Origin of the sequence: Chelativorans composti (genome assembly GCF_039541695.1) — a bacterium.
In the GTDB taxonomy this organism is placed as follows: Bacteria; Pseudomonadota; Alphaproteobacteria; order Rhizobiales; family Rhizobiaceae; genus Chelativorans; species Chelativorans composti.
Map to the genome: position 1 here is coordinate 151806 of NZ_BAABGS010000021.1, position 14299 is coordinate 166104.

Annotated in this window: 13 protein-coding genes and 1 other RNA gene; 13 read left to right on the forward strand and 1 reads right to left on the reverse strand. The window is 64.5% G+C overall.

Translation table 11 applies throughout. From position 1 onward, the window contains the following. Nucleotides 1-50 precede the first annotated feature (50 nt). The 5 genes from ABD906_RS09180 (at nt 51) to ABD906_RS09200 (ending at nt 6020) form a co-directional block, all read left to right on the forward strand. Nucleotides 51-1427, forward strand: coding sequence for a serine hydrolase domain-containing protein (locus ABD906_RS09180; protein WP_345099170.1), 1377 nt, complete (start codon nt 51-53; stop codon nt 1425-1427). 158 nt (nt 1428-1585) lie between these two features. Further along, entirely contained in the window at nt 1586-3910 is a 2325-nt protein-coding gene (locus ABD906_RS09185) for a Tex family protein (protein WP_345099171.1), read from the forward strand. Between the two features lie 318 nt (nt 3911-4228). Further along, on the forward strand, nt 4229-4438 hold the full coding sequence (locus ABD906_RS09190; RefSeq protein WP_345099172.1) for a hypothetical protein: 210 nt from the start codon (nt 4229-4231) through the stop codon (nt 4436-4438). A 120-nt stretch (nt 4439-4558) separates the two neighbouring features. Next, nucleotides 4559-5281 (forward strand): TerB family tellurite resistance protein, encoded by a 723-nt coding sequence (locus ABD906_RS09195; RefSeq protein WP_165278562.1) that lies wholly within the window; start codon nt 4559-4561, stop codon nt 5279-5281. Then, on the forward strand, nt 5265-6020 hold the full coding sequence (locus ABD906_RS09200) for a peptidoglycan recognition protein family protein (protein ID WP_345099173.1): 756 nt from the start codon (nt 5265-5267) through the stop codon (nt 6018-6020). The genes ABD906_RS09195 and ABD906_RS09200 overlap by 17 nt, the downstream gene beginning before the upstream one ends. Before the next feature lie 103 nt (nt 6021-6123). Here the strand turns inward: ABD906_RS09200 and ABD906_RS09205 are convergent, their stop codons facing one another. Continuing rightward, nucleotides 6124-6321 carry a hypothetical protein gene (locus ABD906_RS09205; RefSeq protein WP_345099175.1) on the reverse strand — a complete coding sequence of 66 codons (198 nt, stop codon included), beginning with the start codon at nt 6319-6321 and terminating at the stop codon, nt 6124-6126. Between the two features lie 22 nt (nt 6322-6343). Here ABD906_RS09205 and ABD906_RS09210 point away from each other — a divergent pair, with 22 nt between their 5' ends. From ABD906_RS09210 to ABD906_RS09245, 8 genes are all read left to right on the forward strand, one after another. Further along, entirely contained in the window at nt 6344-6871 is a 528-nt protein-coding gene (locus ABD906_RS09210) for a lytic transglycosylase domain-containing protein (RefSeq protein ID WP_378188542.1), read from the forward strand. 76 nt (nt 6872-6947) lie between these two features. Then, nucleotides 6948-7331: RNase P RNA component class A (rnpB, locus tag ABD906_RS09215), an RNA gene on the forward strand. Nucleotides 7332-7798: 467 nt separating this feature from the next. After that, nucleotides 7799-8263 carry a division/cell wall cluster transcriptional repressor MraZ gene (mraZ, locus tag ABD906_RS09220; RefSeq protein WP_165278560.1) on the forward strand — a complete coding sequence of 155 codons (465 nt, stop codon included), beginning with the start codon at nt 7799-7801 and terminating at the stop codon, nt 8261-8263. Continuing rightward, a complete protein-coding gene (gene rsmH, locus ABD906_RS09225) occupies nt 8260-9276 on the forward strand; it encodes a 16S rRNA (cytosine(1402)-N(4))-methyltransferase RsmH (protein ID WP_165278559.1) in 1017 nt (338 codons plus the stop codon). The genes mraZ and rsmH overlap by 4 nt, the downstream gene beginning before the upstream one ends. A gap of 1 nt (nt 9277) precedes the next feature. Continuing rightward, the gene (gene ftsL, locus ABD906_RS09230; protein WP_345099178.1) at nt 9278-9637 is read left to right on the forward strand and encodes a cell division protein FtsL; all 360 of its coding nucleotides are present in this window, start codon (nt 9278-9280) and stop codon (nt 9635-9637) included. Next, complete coding sequence (locus ABD906_RS09235) at nt 9634-11346, forward strand: penicillin-binding transpeptidase domain-containing protein (protein WP_165278558.1); 1713 nt, start codon at nt 9634-9636, stop codon at nt 11344-11346. The genes ftsL and ABD906_RS09235 overlap by 4 nt, the downstream gene beginning before the upstream one ends. Before the next feature lie 47 nt (nt 11347-11393). Then, nucleotides 11394-12848 (forward strand): UDP-N-acetylmuramoyl-L-alanyl-D-glutamate--2,6-diaminopimelate ligase, encoded by a 1455-nt coding sequence (locus ABD906_RS09240; protein WP_345099243.1) that lies wholly within the window; start codon nt 11394-11396, stop codon nt 12846-12848. Further along, on the forward strand, nt 12845-14278 hold the full coding sequence (locus ABD906_RS09245) for a UDP-N-acetylmuramoylalanyl-D-glutamyl-2,6-diaminopimelate--D-alanyl-D-alanine ligase (protein ID WP_345099179.1): 1434 nt from the start codon (nt 12845-12847) through the stop codon (nt 14276-14278). The genes ABD906_RS09240 and ABD906_RS09245 overlap by 4 nt, the downstream gene beginning before the upstream one ends. Nucleotides 14279-14299: the final 21 nt, after the last annotated feature.

Below are 14299 nucleotides of genomic sequence, written 5' to 3' on the forward strand. Positions count from 1 at the left end.
CAGACCAGGCCCCGAATCATTCTTTGGTATCTCAATTTCGGGAGTAGGGCATGCGGATAGCGATTGCCATAGTCAAATGGCTGGCGGTCGGGCTGGCGGCCGCGGTCGCGTGGCTCTGGATCGCGCCGCCGGCTCTCTTCCGGGTGGGGTCCGGCTACGCGGCGAAGATCGTCTGCTCGAACGTATTCATCGCCGGCCGGGAAGCGGATGTTGTCCTTGCCGATGACGTGCAGGCGCCGGGGAAACCTCTCCTGCGCCTGATGCGCGTTCGCGTTGATCGTGAGAGCGGACTCGTCGAAGCCGGTCTGCTGGGAATCATCGGAGGCGGCAGGGCAGTTTACCGGGAGGGGCTTGGCTGCACGGTGCTTCCGCGTGGTGTTTTACCGAAGCAGCTTGCTGCCCCGCAACGAATGCCTGCACAGGAACGGGAATGGCCTGCTTCCCCGGACGCGGCCATCTCCGCGCTGCTTGGGGACGATACGCTCGCCGGACCGGGCATGCGCGCGGCCCTCGTCATCCATGATGGCCGCATCATCGCGGAGCGCTACGGCGAGGGCTTCGGTCCAAACACGCCGCTGCTCGGCTGGAGCATGACCAAGACAGTGATGGCAGCGCTTGTCGGCGCGGCGGTGGGCGAGGGGCGTCTGAACGTCGGCCAATCGGGTCTGTTTCCCGAATGGACGGACGACAGTCGCGCGAAGGTCACCATCGCCGATCTGCTCGGCATGGAAAGCGGTCTCGCCTTCAACGAGGACTACGGCCACGTCAGCGACGTGACCCGCATGCTCTACCTCGAGCCGGACATGGCGGCATTCGTCGCGTCCCTGCCTGCCGAGACGGAGCCCGGACGCCGGTTCCGCTACTCGAGCGGCACCACTGTGTTGCTGTCGCGCGTCTGGCAGAACGCCTTCCCCGACGATTCCGCTGCCATTGCATGGGCTTACCGGACGCTCTTCGATCCCCTTGGCATGAGGAGCGCGGTGCTGGAGGCGGACGCCAGCGGCACGGCGGGCGGCTCGTCCTACCTCTATGCTACCGCACGGGACTGGGCCCGCTTCGCGCAGATGCTGCTGGATGACGGCATCTGGCGGGGCAGGCGCATCCTGCCGGAGGGATGGGTGGAGTGGATGCGCGCGCCGGCGCAATCCTCGCGCGGCTCCTATGGCCGTCATGTCTGGCTGCACGGACCGCGCCGCGGTCCGGCAAGGGGGCAGGCGAACCCTGATGCTCCCTTCGATCTTCCGCCCGATGCCTTCTGGATGATCGGCCACGACGGCCAGACGATCGCCATCATCCCGTCCCGGCGGCTCATCGTTCTGCGCATGGGGCTTACGCCCGGCTGGCTCGACTATCCGCCGCAGGCGCTGGTCGGGGCGGTGGTGAAGGAGCTCGATCGCCGTTTGCCGGTTGATGAGTCGGTTCAATGACTTGGCCGGATTTCCTGCCGGGCCGATTCATGGAGTTAAAGCGGAGATTCAATCGTTCGACCTGCCGCGGACCGCATGAAATGCACAGGAGTTTTGTCCGTCTGCCTTGAGGTGACCGCTTTGGCGGCTATTTTCGCCCGCTTCGGAAAAGAGGTATCATGGAACAGTTGCAGCAACGCCATGCGGCGATAATCGGTCAGGAGATTGGCGCGGGCGCCGGTCAGGTTCTGGCCGCCATCAAGCTTCTCGACGAGGGGGCGACGGTTCCCTTCGTCGCGCGTTATCGTAAGGAAGTGACGGGCGGGCTGGACGACACGCAGCTTCGCACGCTGTCCGAGCGGCTCTCCTACCTGCGCGAGCTCGACCAGCGGCGCGAGACGGTGCTGAACTCCATCCGCGAACAGGGTAAGCTGACCGAGGATCTGGAGAAAGCGATCCTCGCGGCTTCCACCAAGGCGGAGCTGGAAGATCTCTATCTGCCCTATAAGCCCAAGCGCCGCACCAAGGCCCAGATCGCCCGCGAGCGCGGTCTGGGGCCTCTGGCCGACGCCATTCTCGAGAACCGCGCCGCCGAGCCTGCGAAGCTTGCCGAAGCCTACATCACCGACGAAGTGCCGGACGTGAAGGCGGCGCTGGATGGCGCGCGCGACATCGTTTCGGAACTGATTGCCGAGAACGCCGAACTGGTCGGCAAGCTGCGTGCCTATATGAAGGAATATGGCGTCCTCCGCTCCCGCGTCGTCGAGGGGAAGGAGGAGCAGGGTGCCAAGTTCTCCGATTATTTCGACCATGCCGAGCCCTGGGCGGGCGTGCCGAGCCACCGTGCGCTGGCCATGTTCCGTGGCCGCAACGAGGAAATCCTGTCGCTTGACATCGAGTTGCCGGAAGGCGAGGGCGGTCTGCCGCCGTCCGCCCCGGTGGAGGCGATGATCTGCGCCGCCTACGGCATCGCCGGTGCGCTGCCGGGCGACCTCTGGCTGCGCGATGTGGCCGCCTGGACCTGGCGCGTGAAGCTGTCGCTTCGCCTTGTGCTCGATCTCATGGGCGATCTGCGCGAGCGTGCCGAGGAGGAGGCGATCCGCGTCTTCGCCCGCAACCTCAAGGACCTGCTGCTCGCAGCTCCCGCGGGCTCCCGCCCGACCATGGGCCTCGACCCCGGCATCCGCACCGGCGTGAAGGTCGCCGTGGTGGACGGCACCGGCAAGCTGCTCGCGACCACGACCATCTACCCCTTCCAGCCGCGCAATGACGTGGCCGGCGCGCATGCCGAACTCACGAAGCTGATCTTCCAGCACAGGGTGGAGCTCATCGCCATCGGCAACGGTACGGCGAGCCGCGAGACTGAGCGCTTCGTCGCTGACCTCCTTGCGAAGCTTCCCGCGCCGAAGCCCACCAAGGTGATCGTCTCTGAGGCTGGCGCTTCCGTCTACTCTGCCTCGGCGCTCGCCGCCTCCGAGTTCCCGGACCTCGACGTGTCGCTGCGCGGCGCCGTCTCCATCGCCCGCCGCCTGCAGGACCCGCTCGCCGAACTGGTCAAGATCGAACCGAAGTCCATCGGCGTTGGCCAGTACCAGCACGACGTCGATCAGTTCCGCCTGGCGAAGGCGCTGGACGCGGTGGTCGAGGACGCGGTGAACGCCGTCGGCGTTGATCTCAACATGGCCTCGGTGCCGCTGCTTGCCCGCGTGTCGGGCCTCGGACCCACGCTGGCGGAGGCCATTGTCGCCTACCGGAATGCCAACGGCGCGTTCCGCAGCCGCATGGACCTTCTCAAGGTGCCGCGTCTCGGCCAGCGCACCTTCGAGCAGTGCGCCGGCTTCCTGCGCATCCGCGATGGCGATGAGCCGCTGGACGCGTCTGCCGTCCACCCGGAAGCCTATGACGTGGCGCGCCGGATCGTTGCCGCCTGCGGACGCGACGTCCGTTCCCTCATGGGCGACAGCGCGACGCTCAGAGCGCTCGATCCCCGCCAGTTCACCGACGAGCGCTTCGGCCTGCCGACGGTGAAAGACATCATCGCCGAACTTGAAAAGCCCGGCCGCGACCCGCGTCCCGCCTTCAGGACGGCCGCCTTCGCCGAGGGAGTGGAGGAGGTGAAGGACCTGCGTCCCGGCATGGTGCTGGAGGGCACGGTCACCAACGTGGCGGCCTTCGGCGCTTTCGTTGACATCGGCGTCCACCAGGACGGCCTGGTTCACGTCTCTCAGCTTGCCGACCGCTTCGTGAAGGACCCGCACGATGTGGTGAAGGCCGGCGACATCGTGAAAGTGCGCGTGCTCGAGGTGGACCTCAAGCGCAACCGCATTTCGCTTACCATGCGCAAGGATGGCGGCGGCGAGCCTCGCGAACGTGGCGCCGCGTCGGAACCGCGCCAGCGCGGCTCCTCCCAGAAGCAGGCGTCCGCGCCGAAGCCGAGCCAAAGTGCCTTCGGGGCGGCCTTCTCGCAAGCTCTTGCGGCCGCCAGCGCGAAGAACCGCAAGTAGTAGGGGACAGCGTCCTGCGGGCGCCGGCCCTCGCAGATGATGGCGCGGGTGCCTGCATGAACATGAAACGATGCATGGGCTCCGCCGCTGCCGTGGCGGAGCCTTTTCCTTTGGCCGTCCTTCTCTGGCACATTCGAACCTCACCGTCGCCTGAAGGTGGCCCGCTGCCTACCGATGGCCGGCTAACAGTCTCAAGGCCTGTAACGTTCTGAAATATAACTATTTGTTATTGAAAGTGACGAAACCGGGCAGGCATTTCGCACATTCCCGCCACGACCGCCCATTAGCGTTGGGCTCGCAAGAGATAGGAGATGTGTGATGAGTAAACTGCTTACTGCCCTGGTGACGGGGGCGGCCCTGATGGGTCTCGCCGCCTGCGGCGATACAGACTCGACGACCACACAGGGCGTTGATCAGGCCACGCCTCCGCCTGCGGCTGCTCCGGACGCGACGCCGCCGAGCGCAGCCCCACCGCCCGATGCGGGTGGGATGGATAACAACACGATGCCGGGCTCTCCGAACCCGTAACGGCCCGCAAAAATACCTTGAACAAGGATTGGCAGAAGCAGGGTGGAGTTTTCCGTCCTGCTTCTGCCTTCTGGTTTTTGCTCCCTCGTCACGCGCTTCAGATCGCTTTATGGTGAGGACATGACGATCCTGAAGCACATAGCCCAGCTACTCGCCCGCGCGTCCGACGGCGTTTACAGCCTGGTGGCTGCCGTCCGCGAGATGTTCCACCATGACCCGGAGCTCCGCCGCAGGGTGGCGTTCTCCGTTGCGTTGATTGCGCTTTCGGCCAAGATGGCCAAGGCGGATGGCGTCGTGACCGTCGACGAGGTGAAGGCCTTCCACGAGTTCTTCCACGTTCCGCCGGGAGAAATGGCGAACGTCACCCGGCTCTACAACCTTGCCAAGCAGGACATCGCGGGCTTCGAGACCTATGCCCGCCAGATGGCGTCGCTATGTTCCGGTGACACGCACGAATGTGCCATGCTGGAAGACGTGCTGGACGCGCTGTTCCATGTCGCCAAGGCTGACGGCGTGATCCACGAGCGCGAGCATCGCTTCCTCGTCCGCATTGCCCAGATTTTCGAGGTCAACGAGCACCACTTTGCCCAGATCGAGGCGCGGCATATGGTTCCGGGCAAGGCGGACCCGTACGTTCTCCTCGGCGTGTCTCCCGATGCCCCGTTCGACGAGATCAGGAAGCGCTATCGCAAACTCGTGGCGGAAAACCATCCCGACCGCCTGATCGCCCGGGGGGTGCCGGAGGAGTTCATCGTCATCGCCAATGGGCGTCTTGCCGCCCTCAACGAAGCCTATGAACGGCTGGAACTGATGTTGCGCGGGAAAAATGAACTTCGAGCCTGACTGCAAGACCGCCCGTGTCCGCCCGTCACCGAACTTCGGCGAGCGGAGGGACGGCAAGACGCCGGACACGATCATTCTGCACTACACAGGCATGGCGACGGCCAGTGGCGCGGAAGACTGGCTCTGTGATACGCGCAGCCAGGTTTCCTCCCACTATCTCGTTTATGAAGACGGCGGGGTGGTGCAGATGGTGCCTGAGGCACTTCGTGCCTGGCATGCGGGCGTGAGTTGCTGGCAGGGCGAGACGGACCTCAACTCCCGCTCGATCGGCATCGAGATTGCAAATCCCGGCCACGACCTCGGCTACGAGGACTTTCCGGAAGCGCAGATCGCGTCGGTCATCAATCTGTGCAAGGGCATCATGGAGCGCTGGTCGATCAGGCCGGAACGGGTGCTTGCGCATTCCGACATCGCGCCCTCGCGCAAGATTGATCCGGGGGAGAAGTTCCCCTGGCGGCGCCTGGCGGAGGCGGGCATCTGTGTTTACGTCGAGCCGGCGCCGCTGGTTCCCGGACCGATCCTGGCGCCGGGGGTGGAAGGCGAGGAGGTGCTGGCCCTTCAGCAGGATCTCGCCCGCGTGGGATACGGCGTGCCGACGGATGGTGTTTACGACTCCGAGACGGCCATCGTGGTGAAGGCGTTCCAGCGGCGTTTCCGTCCGGAGAGGATCGATGGCGTGGCCGATCCGTCCACGCTCGCGACATTGCGGAAATTGTTGATGGAACTGCCTAAACTGTAATAGTTCGATCCTGTACCCGTTAAAAACTGAAACACTAATTTATCAACTATGCCCTTTTTTTCCTGAGTTTCTCTTTAGATGAAGCCGCACGCGGTGGGGCGTACTATTGCGGCTCGTAATCTGTACGAGCCAACAAAATATTGGTGCATTCGTAAGACGGAAAAATGATTGCAAAGAAACGTGTTGCAATGGCGGTCGCCGTTGCGCTGCCGCTGAGTTGTATTTCGTTTGTTTCAATGATGGGGATGGCCGAAGCCGCTGCAAGCGGCGGAGCTGTCGCGCAGTCCACGGCAAGACGCACGGACGCGCTTCGCCAGATGTATATGGCAAGACGCAAGCCGAGCGTCGGCGATGCCGCGGCTGTTTCGCCTGACCGGTCGAAGGTCAAGCGGCCCCGGCGGTCTGACCGTACTCCGAAGCGGCCTTCCTCCAGGCGTCGATCGGCGAGAGGTTCCTCCCAGCCATCCGAAAAGGTGGCGGAATACCGGACCCTGGTAAACCGCTTTGCCCGCGAGTACGGGGTTCCGGCGGATCTGGCGCACGCGGTCGTTCTGGTCGAGAGCAACTACTTCCCCAATGCGAAGGGCAGTGCGGGCGAGGTGGGACTCATGCAGATCAAGCCTTCCACGGCCCGCATCATGGGGTACCGCGGCAGCGTTAGCGGCCTCTTTCACCCTGAGACGAACCTCAGGTTCGGCATGAAGTATCTTGCCAAGGCGTACCAGCTCGGCAAGACCACTTGCGGCACGATCCTGCGATACAATGCCGGTCACGGGGCCAAGCGCATGAATCCCGTGTCTTCGGCGTATTGCGAGAAGGTGAAGCGCATACTTGGTGGCAAATCCCGATGAAACGAACCGTGAATACCCGGCCCAGTTACGGAGCCGGGTATTGCGCCCGCGGGGCGCTTTCCTTATCTGGAGTTTGCCAGCTGGCCGGACGGCCGCGCGCGCAAGTGCCGAAAGGCCGCGCGTGAGGAAAGTCCGGGCTCCATGGAACACGATGCCGGATAACGTCCGGCGGGGGAAACCCTAGGGAAAGTGCCACAGAAAGCAAACCGCCCCGCTTGCGGGGTAAGGGTGAAAGGGTGGGGTAAGAGCCCACCGCGCGACTGGCAACAGGAGCGGCACGGCAAACCCCATCGGGAGCAAAACCGAATAGGAACGACGCGAGGGTAACCTCAGGCAGTTCCAGCCCAGTCGTTCGGGTAGGTTGCTAGAGGTCGGCGGCAACGCCGATCCCAGAAGAATGGTCGTCACGTCACCGCTCGCGGTGGCCTTACAGAACCCGGCTTACAGGCCGGCTGGCATTTATCTCACTCTGTTTCATCACATCGCATTCTGTCCGCTTGCTCTTCCCACGGAATGCCGTGATCGCGTGGTCCGGGGCAGGTCGGAGCGCGTCCAGACCCTCCTTTCGCTCGCCCGGCCCGTTCGTTGCGCAAGGCCCGGTAATTTTTGAACACCGGCTCATCCGGAAGCCTGCGCGTTTCACCATTCGTTAGTCTTAACGTTGGATAACAGTTTTTGCAGTGCCGATGCGTGGCAGATTTCGGTTGGGGGATAATCCCATTGACGCCCATAATACCCCATGTTATCCCAAGAAATCAGTTCGCTTACCGTGATTTGGGGATTGTTTCGGTCGCTGCGCAGTCAAGAACGGCGCGCGAAAGCGGTCTTCCGTTGTTCGTTTGGATCGGCCTTTCCGCCGGTCGGCGTCGGTAGCTTCGGGCATTGGCAGGCACGGGGGCTTCTCCCCGGCGATGGTAGTGGCAGGGTATGGATCGGTTCCTTTCCAGTGCTGTGAACAGGATAGATGCGAAGGGGCGCGTCTCTGTCCCGGCGCATTTCCGCGCCGTCCTGCAGAAGCGCGGCTACACGGAACTCTATGCCCTGCGTGCGCTGGACATTCCGGCCATGGACGTCGGCGGCCTCGACCTGCTCGACCGTTACGAGCAGAGGATCGCGGCGGAGGATCCCTTCCTGCAGACGGCGGACGACATGTCCTTCTTCATTCATGGGGATGGCGCTTTCCTGAAGGTGGATCAGGAAGGCCGCATCACCGTTACGAATTTCATCCGCGATCACACCGGCATTACCACGGAGGTGGCCTTTGTCGGTCGCGGCCATTTCTTTCAGATGTGGGAACCGGAGCGTCTCAAGGCGTATGGGGCGGAGGTGCGCGCGCGGCTCTTGAAGCTGCGGCAGCAGGGCTCTCACGGTCTCAGGGACGGTGCCCAATGAGCGCGGCTTCCGGCAATGCGGGCGGCGACGGCAAACGCAGCCACATCCCGGTCCTTTTGCAACCGGTTCTCGATGCCCTGAAGCCGGCGCCCGGTAAGATCATTGTCGACGGCACGTTCGGCGCCGGCGGCTACACCACCGCCATTCTCGAAGGCGGTGCCGACGTGGTGGCGATTGACCGCGATCCCGATGCCATCGCCGCGGGCGCTGCTCTGGTCGAGAAGTACAAGGGTCATCTGCGGCTCGAAGAAGGGCCGTTCTCTGCGATGGAACGGCTCGTCGGCCAACCTGTCGATGGCGTCGTGCTCGACATTGGCGTTTCCTCCATGCAGCTCGACCAGGCCGAGCGCGGCTTTTCCTTCCGCTTCGAGGGGCCGCTCGACATGCGCATGGCCCGCTCCGGCCTGTCCGCCGCGGATGTCGTCAACCGCTTCAAGATCTCGGACCTGACCCGCATCTTCGGTCTTCTGGGCGAGGAGCGTCATGCCGGCCGCATCGCCCGCGCCATCGAGAAGGCGCGCGCCGAACGCCCATTTGCCACGACGCTTCAGCTCGCAGAGCTCATCGAGAAGGTTGTCGGTCGCAAGCCGACCGACAGGATCCACCCGGCCACGCGCGTCTTCCAGGCGCTGCGCATTTTCGTCAACGACGAGCTCGGGGAGCTTGCCCGCGCGCTCTTCGCCGCCGAGCGGCTGCTGAAACCCGGCGGCGTTCTTGCCGTGGTGACCTTCCATTCACTAGAGGACCGGATGGTGAAGCGTTTCTTCGCGGAGCGCTCGGGCGGGAAGGGCGGTTCGCGCCATCTGCCCGCCGCGGGCGGCGCCGCGCCCGCCTTCGAGAAGCCGGCGAAGGATGTGGAGCCGGACGAAGCGGAGATCGCGGCAAATCCGCGTGCCCGCTCGGCGCGGCTGCGTTCGGCCGTGCGCACTGCCGGGCCAGCCGGCCGCGGCGATTTCTCGATTTTCTCCATGCCAGCCCTGTCGCTCACGGCTGGAAACGACGGAGGCAGGTGACATGCTGTTCCGGACCAGGGACGTGGCGATGATCGCAATCATGCTGTCCGCGGCCGCGTTCACCTACAAGACCAAGCACGATGCCGAGGCGCTGCGCAAGCGTATCCATACCCTGGAAAGCCAGATCCAGGCGGAGAAGGATGCGATCGACGTGCTGAAAGCCGACTGGAGCCTGCTCGTCCAGCCGAACCGCCTGCAGGATCTCGCGGAAACCCATGAGGCCGAGCTCGGCCTGCGACTGGTCGAGCCTCAGCAGATCATCACCATGCAGGAGCTGCGGAACATTCCGTTCCGCCCGGCTCCGGATATCGTGGCGCAGGAAGACAAGGACCCGACGGTCACCGGTGGAGTGGAGAGATGAGCGTGCTGAATCCCTTCAGGCTTCGTGCGCGCCGGGACAACGGCGCATCTTCATCCATCAAGGTCAAGGCTCGCGGCGGCGGTGCGCGCTCGCGCGGCCGTCTCATGCTGGCGATGGGCGTCGTCTTCGCCGTCTACGGCGCCATCGGCGCACGCCTGGTCCAGCTCGGCATGACCGGCGAGCCGGTCGTCAACCTGCCGCAGAGCCGGCCCACCGCGTCGCGGCCCGATATTCTCGACCGCAACGGCCTGGTGATGGCCACCGACATCAAGACGGCTTCGCTCTTCGCCGAGCCGCGCCGCATCGTAGACATCGACGAGGCGATCGAGAAGCTTCAGACGGTCCTCCCGGACCTCGACTACGACTCGACCTACCGCAAGCTCAACAGCCAGGCCGGTTTCGTATGGCTGCGCCGGCAGCTGTCGCCGCGCCAGCAGGCCGACATCCTCGCGCTCGGCATTCCGGGCCTTGGTTTCCGCACTGAGAAACGCCGCTTCTATCCAGGCGGTCCGACCGCCTCGCACATCCTGGGCCTGGTGAACATCGACAACCAAGGCATCGCCGGCATCGAGAAATACATCGACGACCAGGGTCTGGCCGACCTCCAGGCTCTGGGGCTCGCCGGTCCCGACACGCTCGAGCCGGTGCGCCTTTCGATTGACCTGCGCGCCCAGCACGTTCTGCGCGACGAGCTGGAGGCTGCCCTGGAACGCTATCACGCGGTGGCGGCTGCCGGCACGATCATCAACGCGCGGACCGGCGAAGTTGTCGCCATGGCCTCGCTGCCGGACTACGATCCGAACAATCCGTTCAACGCGCTGGAAAAGGACCGCCTGAACCGCGTTTCCGCTGGCGTGTTCGAGATGGGTTCGACCTTCAAGCTCTTCACCACCGCAATGGCGCTGGATTCCGGCAAGGTCAACCTCAACAGCAGCTTCGACGCCTCAAAGCCGCTGCGCATCGGCGGCTTCACCATCAACGACTTCCACGGCAAGCGCCGCGTGCTGACGGTGCCTGAAATCTTCATCTATTCATCGAACATCGGCACGGCCAAGATGGCCGAGGTGGTCGGTGTAGAGGGGCATCGCGCCTTCCTGAAGAAGGTGGGCCTGCTCGACCGCATGAAGATCGAGCTTCCGGAAGTGGCTACGCCGACCGAGCCGAAGGAGTGGAAGCGCCTTCATTCGATCACGATTTCCTACGGCCACGGCGTCGCGACCACGCCTTTGCAGACGGCGGTCGCGGCCGCGGCGATGGTCAATGGCGGCAAGCTCATTCCGCCGACCTTCCTGCCGCGCACTGAGGAGGAGGCCCGGGAAATCGCCCAGCAGGTGATCTCGCCCGAGACGAGCGCTAAGATCCGCTACCTTTTCCGCCTCAACGTGGAGAAGGGCTCGGGCTCCCGCGCCGAAGCGCCCGGCTATTTCGTGGGCGGCAAGACCGGCACGGCCGAAAAGGTGGTGAACGGCCGCTATTCGAACAACAAGCGCTTCAATGCCTTCATTGCGGCCTTCCCGACCAATGATCCCGAATATGTCGTGGCGATCGTGATCGACGAGCCGCAGCCGGAGCGCCCGGGCATTGGCGCCACGTCGGGTCTGAACGCGGCGCCCGTGGCCGGCAACGTCATTCGCAGGACTGCGGCGATGCTGGGCGTGAAGCCGGATTTCGGGCAGGAAAATTCGGCGGTGCTGGTTTCGTACCAATAGTTTCCTTCGTAAGATGGGGAAAAGGGCCAAGAGAGTCGCCAATCATGATCAAGCTGGCCGATTTTGCCGATATCCTGCCACATGTGGGATCAATATCCGGTGATATGGATGTTACCGGTCTTTCTTTCGATTCCCGCCGCGTTCAACCTGGCGACCTCTTCTTCGCTCTTCCCGGAACGAAGGCGGATGGTGCGGCATTCGTCGCGGATGCTGTCAGGCGAGGCGCCGCGGGCGTGGTTGCGGCAAGGGGCGCGATCCGCTCACCCCTGTCCGTTCCGCTGATCGAGGTTGACGATCCCCGTCGCGCGCTGGCGCTGGCCACCGCGCGCTTTTTCGGTGCGCAGCCAGAGATCATGGTGGCCGTCACCGGCACGGCCGGCAAGACGTCGGTCGCTTCCTTCACGCGCCAGATCTGGGAGCAGGCGGGCTTCGCCGCAGCTTCCATCGGCACCACCGGCGTCGTGGCCCCCGGCCGCGACGAATATGGCGAACTCACCACGCCCGATCCGGTTTCCCTGCACAAGCTTCTCGCCGAACTGGCGGCGTCGGGCGTGACCCATGCTGCCATGGAAGCTTCCAGCCACGGCCTGTCCCAGCGTCGCGTCGATGGAGTGCGGTTTGCCGCTGCGGCCTTTACCAACATCGGCCGCGATCACATGGACTACCACCCGACGGTCGAGGAATACCACCAGACCAAGATGCGCCTGTTCGACACGCTCCTGCCGCCGGGCGCGCCGGCCGTTGTCTTCGCCGACGATGCCTGGTCGCAGCCGACCATAGAGGCGGTCGAGAGGGCAGGGCGCAAGCTGCTGACGGTTGGCCGCAACGGCACCTTCATCGCATTGAAGCGGGCGGAGCACGAACGTCATCGCCAGCATGGCGAAGTCGAGCATGAAGGCCGGCTCTATGAGATCGAAGTGCCGCTGGCAGGCGAGTTCCAGCTCGCCAATGCGCTGGTGGCCGCCGGTCTCGCCATCGCCACCGGTCTCGACGCGGCGACGGCCTTCAAGGCGCTGAAGCATCTCAAGGGCGCCTCCGGCCGCCTTGAGCTCACCGGCACCACGAAGGACGGGGCACAGATCTATGTGGACTACGCCCACAAGCCCGAGGCCCTGGAGAATGTGCTGAAGGCGGTCCGACCCTTCACGACGGGCCGCGTCGTCGTCGTGTTCGGTTGCGGGGGCGACCGCGACCGCGGCAAGCGCCCGATCATGGGTGACATCGCGCGGCGTCTGGCCGATGTGGTCATTGTTACCGACGACAATCCGCGCAGCGAGGATCCCGCCGCTATCCGGGCCGAGATCCTGGCCGCCGTTCCCGAGGCCCGGGAGATCGGCGACCGGCGCGAGGCCATTCGCACGGCGATCGCCGGGCTGCGCACCGGCGACACGCTGATCGTCGCCGGAAAGGGGCATGAGCACGGCCAGGAGATAGCCGGCCGGAAGTATCCGTTCTCTGATCACGAGGAAGTCCGCAAAGCCTTGGAGGAAATGGGCCAGTGACTTTGCTCTGGACCACAGACGACCTGATCGCGGCCATGGGCGGTCGTCCCTTCGGGAATCTGCCCGAGGGCATCACCGGCGTCTCCATCGACACGCGCACGCTGAAACCGGGCGAGGCCTTCTTTGCCATCAGGGGCGACCGTTTCGACGGGCACGACTTCGCCACCCACGCCATGGCGGCGGGGGCAAGCGTGATCGTTGTGTCTGAAGAGCGTCTGCCCGCGCTGGGTCGCCTGGCCATTGCGAAGATCGTCGTCCCGGACGTGCTGCGCGCGCTCGAGAAGCTCGCGGTGGCCGCCCGCGCCCGCAGCCGCGCGCGCATCGTCGCCGTCACCGGTTCCGCCGGAAAGACGACGACCAAGGAAATGCTGCGCACCGCTCTGCAGGTCGCTGGTCCCGTTCATGCGGCAGAAGGTTCCTTCAACAACCATTGGGGCGTGCCGCTGACGCTTGCCCGTCTGCCCCTGGACGCGCGCTATGGCGTCTTCGAGATCGGCATGAACCACGCCGGTGAGATCGAGCCGCTGGTCAAGATGGTTCAGCCCCATGTGGCCGTCGTCACGATGGTGGCCGGCGCCCATCTCGGACACTTTTCCAGCCTGGAAGACATTGCCCGCGCCAAAGCCGAGATCTTCTCCGGCCTCGTGCCCGGGGGGCAGGCCATCATCAACCGCGACGATCCCCGCTGGAACCTGCTCGCCAAGATGGCGATGGACATGGGCGTCGAGAACGTTTGGGGTTTCGGCGAGAATCCGCGCGCTCAGTTCCGTCTTGTTTCGTGGGAGCCGGATGACACCGGCGCGATCATCACCGTGCGGATCGCCGGGCAGGAGATCACCGGACGCATCGGCGCGCCGGGCCGTCACATGGTTCAGAACGCGCTTGCGGTCCTCGGCGCAGGCTATCTGGTCGGCGCCGACGTTCCCGAGATGCTGAACGCCCTCGCCATGTTCCAGCCTGCCGAGGGGCGCGGCCGTCGCTACCGCCTGCGCCATCCGGACGGGGGCGACTTCACGGTGATCGACGAGAGCTACAACGCCAACCCCGCCTCCATGCGTGCTGCGCTTCAGCTGCTGAGCGCCGCTCCGGTGCCGGAGGGTGGCCGCCGCATCGCGGTTCTTGGCGACATGCTCGAACTCGGAGAGCATTCCGCCCGTCTGCATGAGGCTCTGGGCGAGCTGGTCTCGCAGGCGAAGGCTGACCTTCTGCTGATCGCTGGCGATGAGATGAAGGCGCTCGCGGCCAAGCCGCCCGCCGATGTGCATGTGGAATACCGGGAGACGGCGGCCGATCTTGAGCCGATTCTTCTTCAGACCGTGCGGCCGGGAGACACCATTGTGGTCAAGTCGTCCAAGTCGGCTGGCTTTTCAAAACTCGTGAAAGCCCTTCTTGCGCATTTCCCGCCGGTGGATGCGGCGGACGATGCGTGAATGGAAAAGGGCGGGGATTAA

What these genes read in the sequence shown, in the direction of transcription:
- ABD906_RS09180 (WP_345099170.1), top strand. Translation starts at nt 51, where the DNA reads ATGCGGATAGCGATTGCCATAGTCAAATGGCTGGCGGTCGGGCTGGCG.
- ABD906_RS09185 (WP_345099171.1), top strand. Translation starts at nt 1,586, where the DNA reads ATGGAACAGTTGCAGCAACGCCATGCGGCGATAATCGGTCAGGAGATT.
- ABD906_RS09190 (WP_345099172.1), top strand. Translation starts at nt 4,229, where the DNA reads ATGAGTAAACTGCTTACTGCCCTGGTGACGGGGGCGGCCCTGATGGGT.
- ABD906_RS09195 (WP_165278562.1), top strand. Translation starts at nt 4,559, where the DNA reads ATGACGATCCTGAAGCACATAGCCCAGCTACTCGCCCGCGCGTCCGAC.
- ABD906_RS09200 (WP_345099173.1), top strand. Translation starts at nt 5,265, where the DNA reads ATGAACTTCGAGCCTGACTGCAAGACCGCCCGTGTCCGCCCGTCACCG.
- ABD906_RS09210 (WP_378188542.1), top strand. Translation starts at nt 6,344, where the DNA reads ATGGCAAGACGCAAGCCGAGCGTCGGCGATGCCGCGGCTGTTTCGCCT.
- mraZ (WP_165278560.1), top strand. Translation starts at nt 7,799, where the DNA reads ATGGATCGGTTCCTTTCCAGTGCTGTGAACAGGATAGATGCGAAGGGG.
- rsmH (WP_165278559.1), top strand. Translation starts at nt 8,260, where the DNA reads ATGAGCGCGGCTTCCGGCAATGCGGGCGGCGACGGCAAACGCAGCCAC.
- ftsL (WP_345099178.1), top strand. Translation starts at nt 9,278, where the DNA reads ATGCTGTTCCGGACCAGGGACGTGGCGATGATCGCAATCATGCTGTCC.
- ABD906_RS09235 (WP_165278558.1), top strand. Translation starts at nt 9,634, where the DNA reads ATGAGCGTGCTGAATCCCTTCAGGCTTCGTGCGCGCCGGGACAACGGC.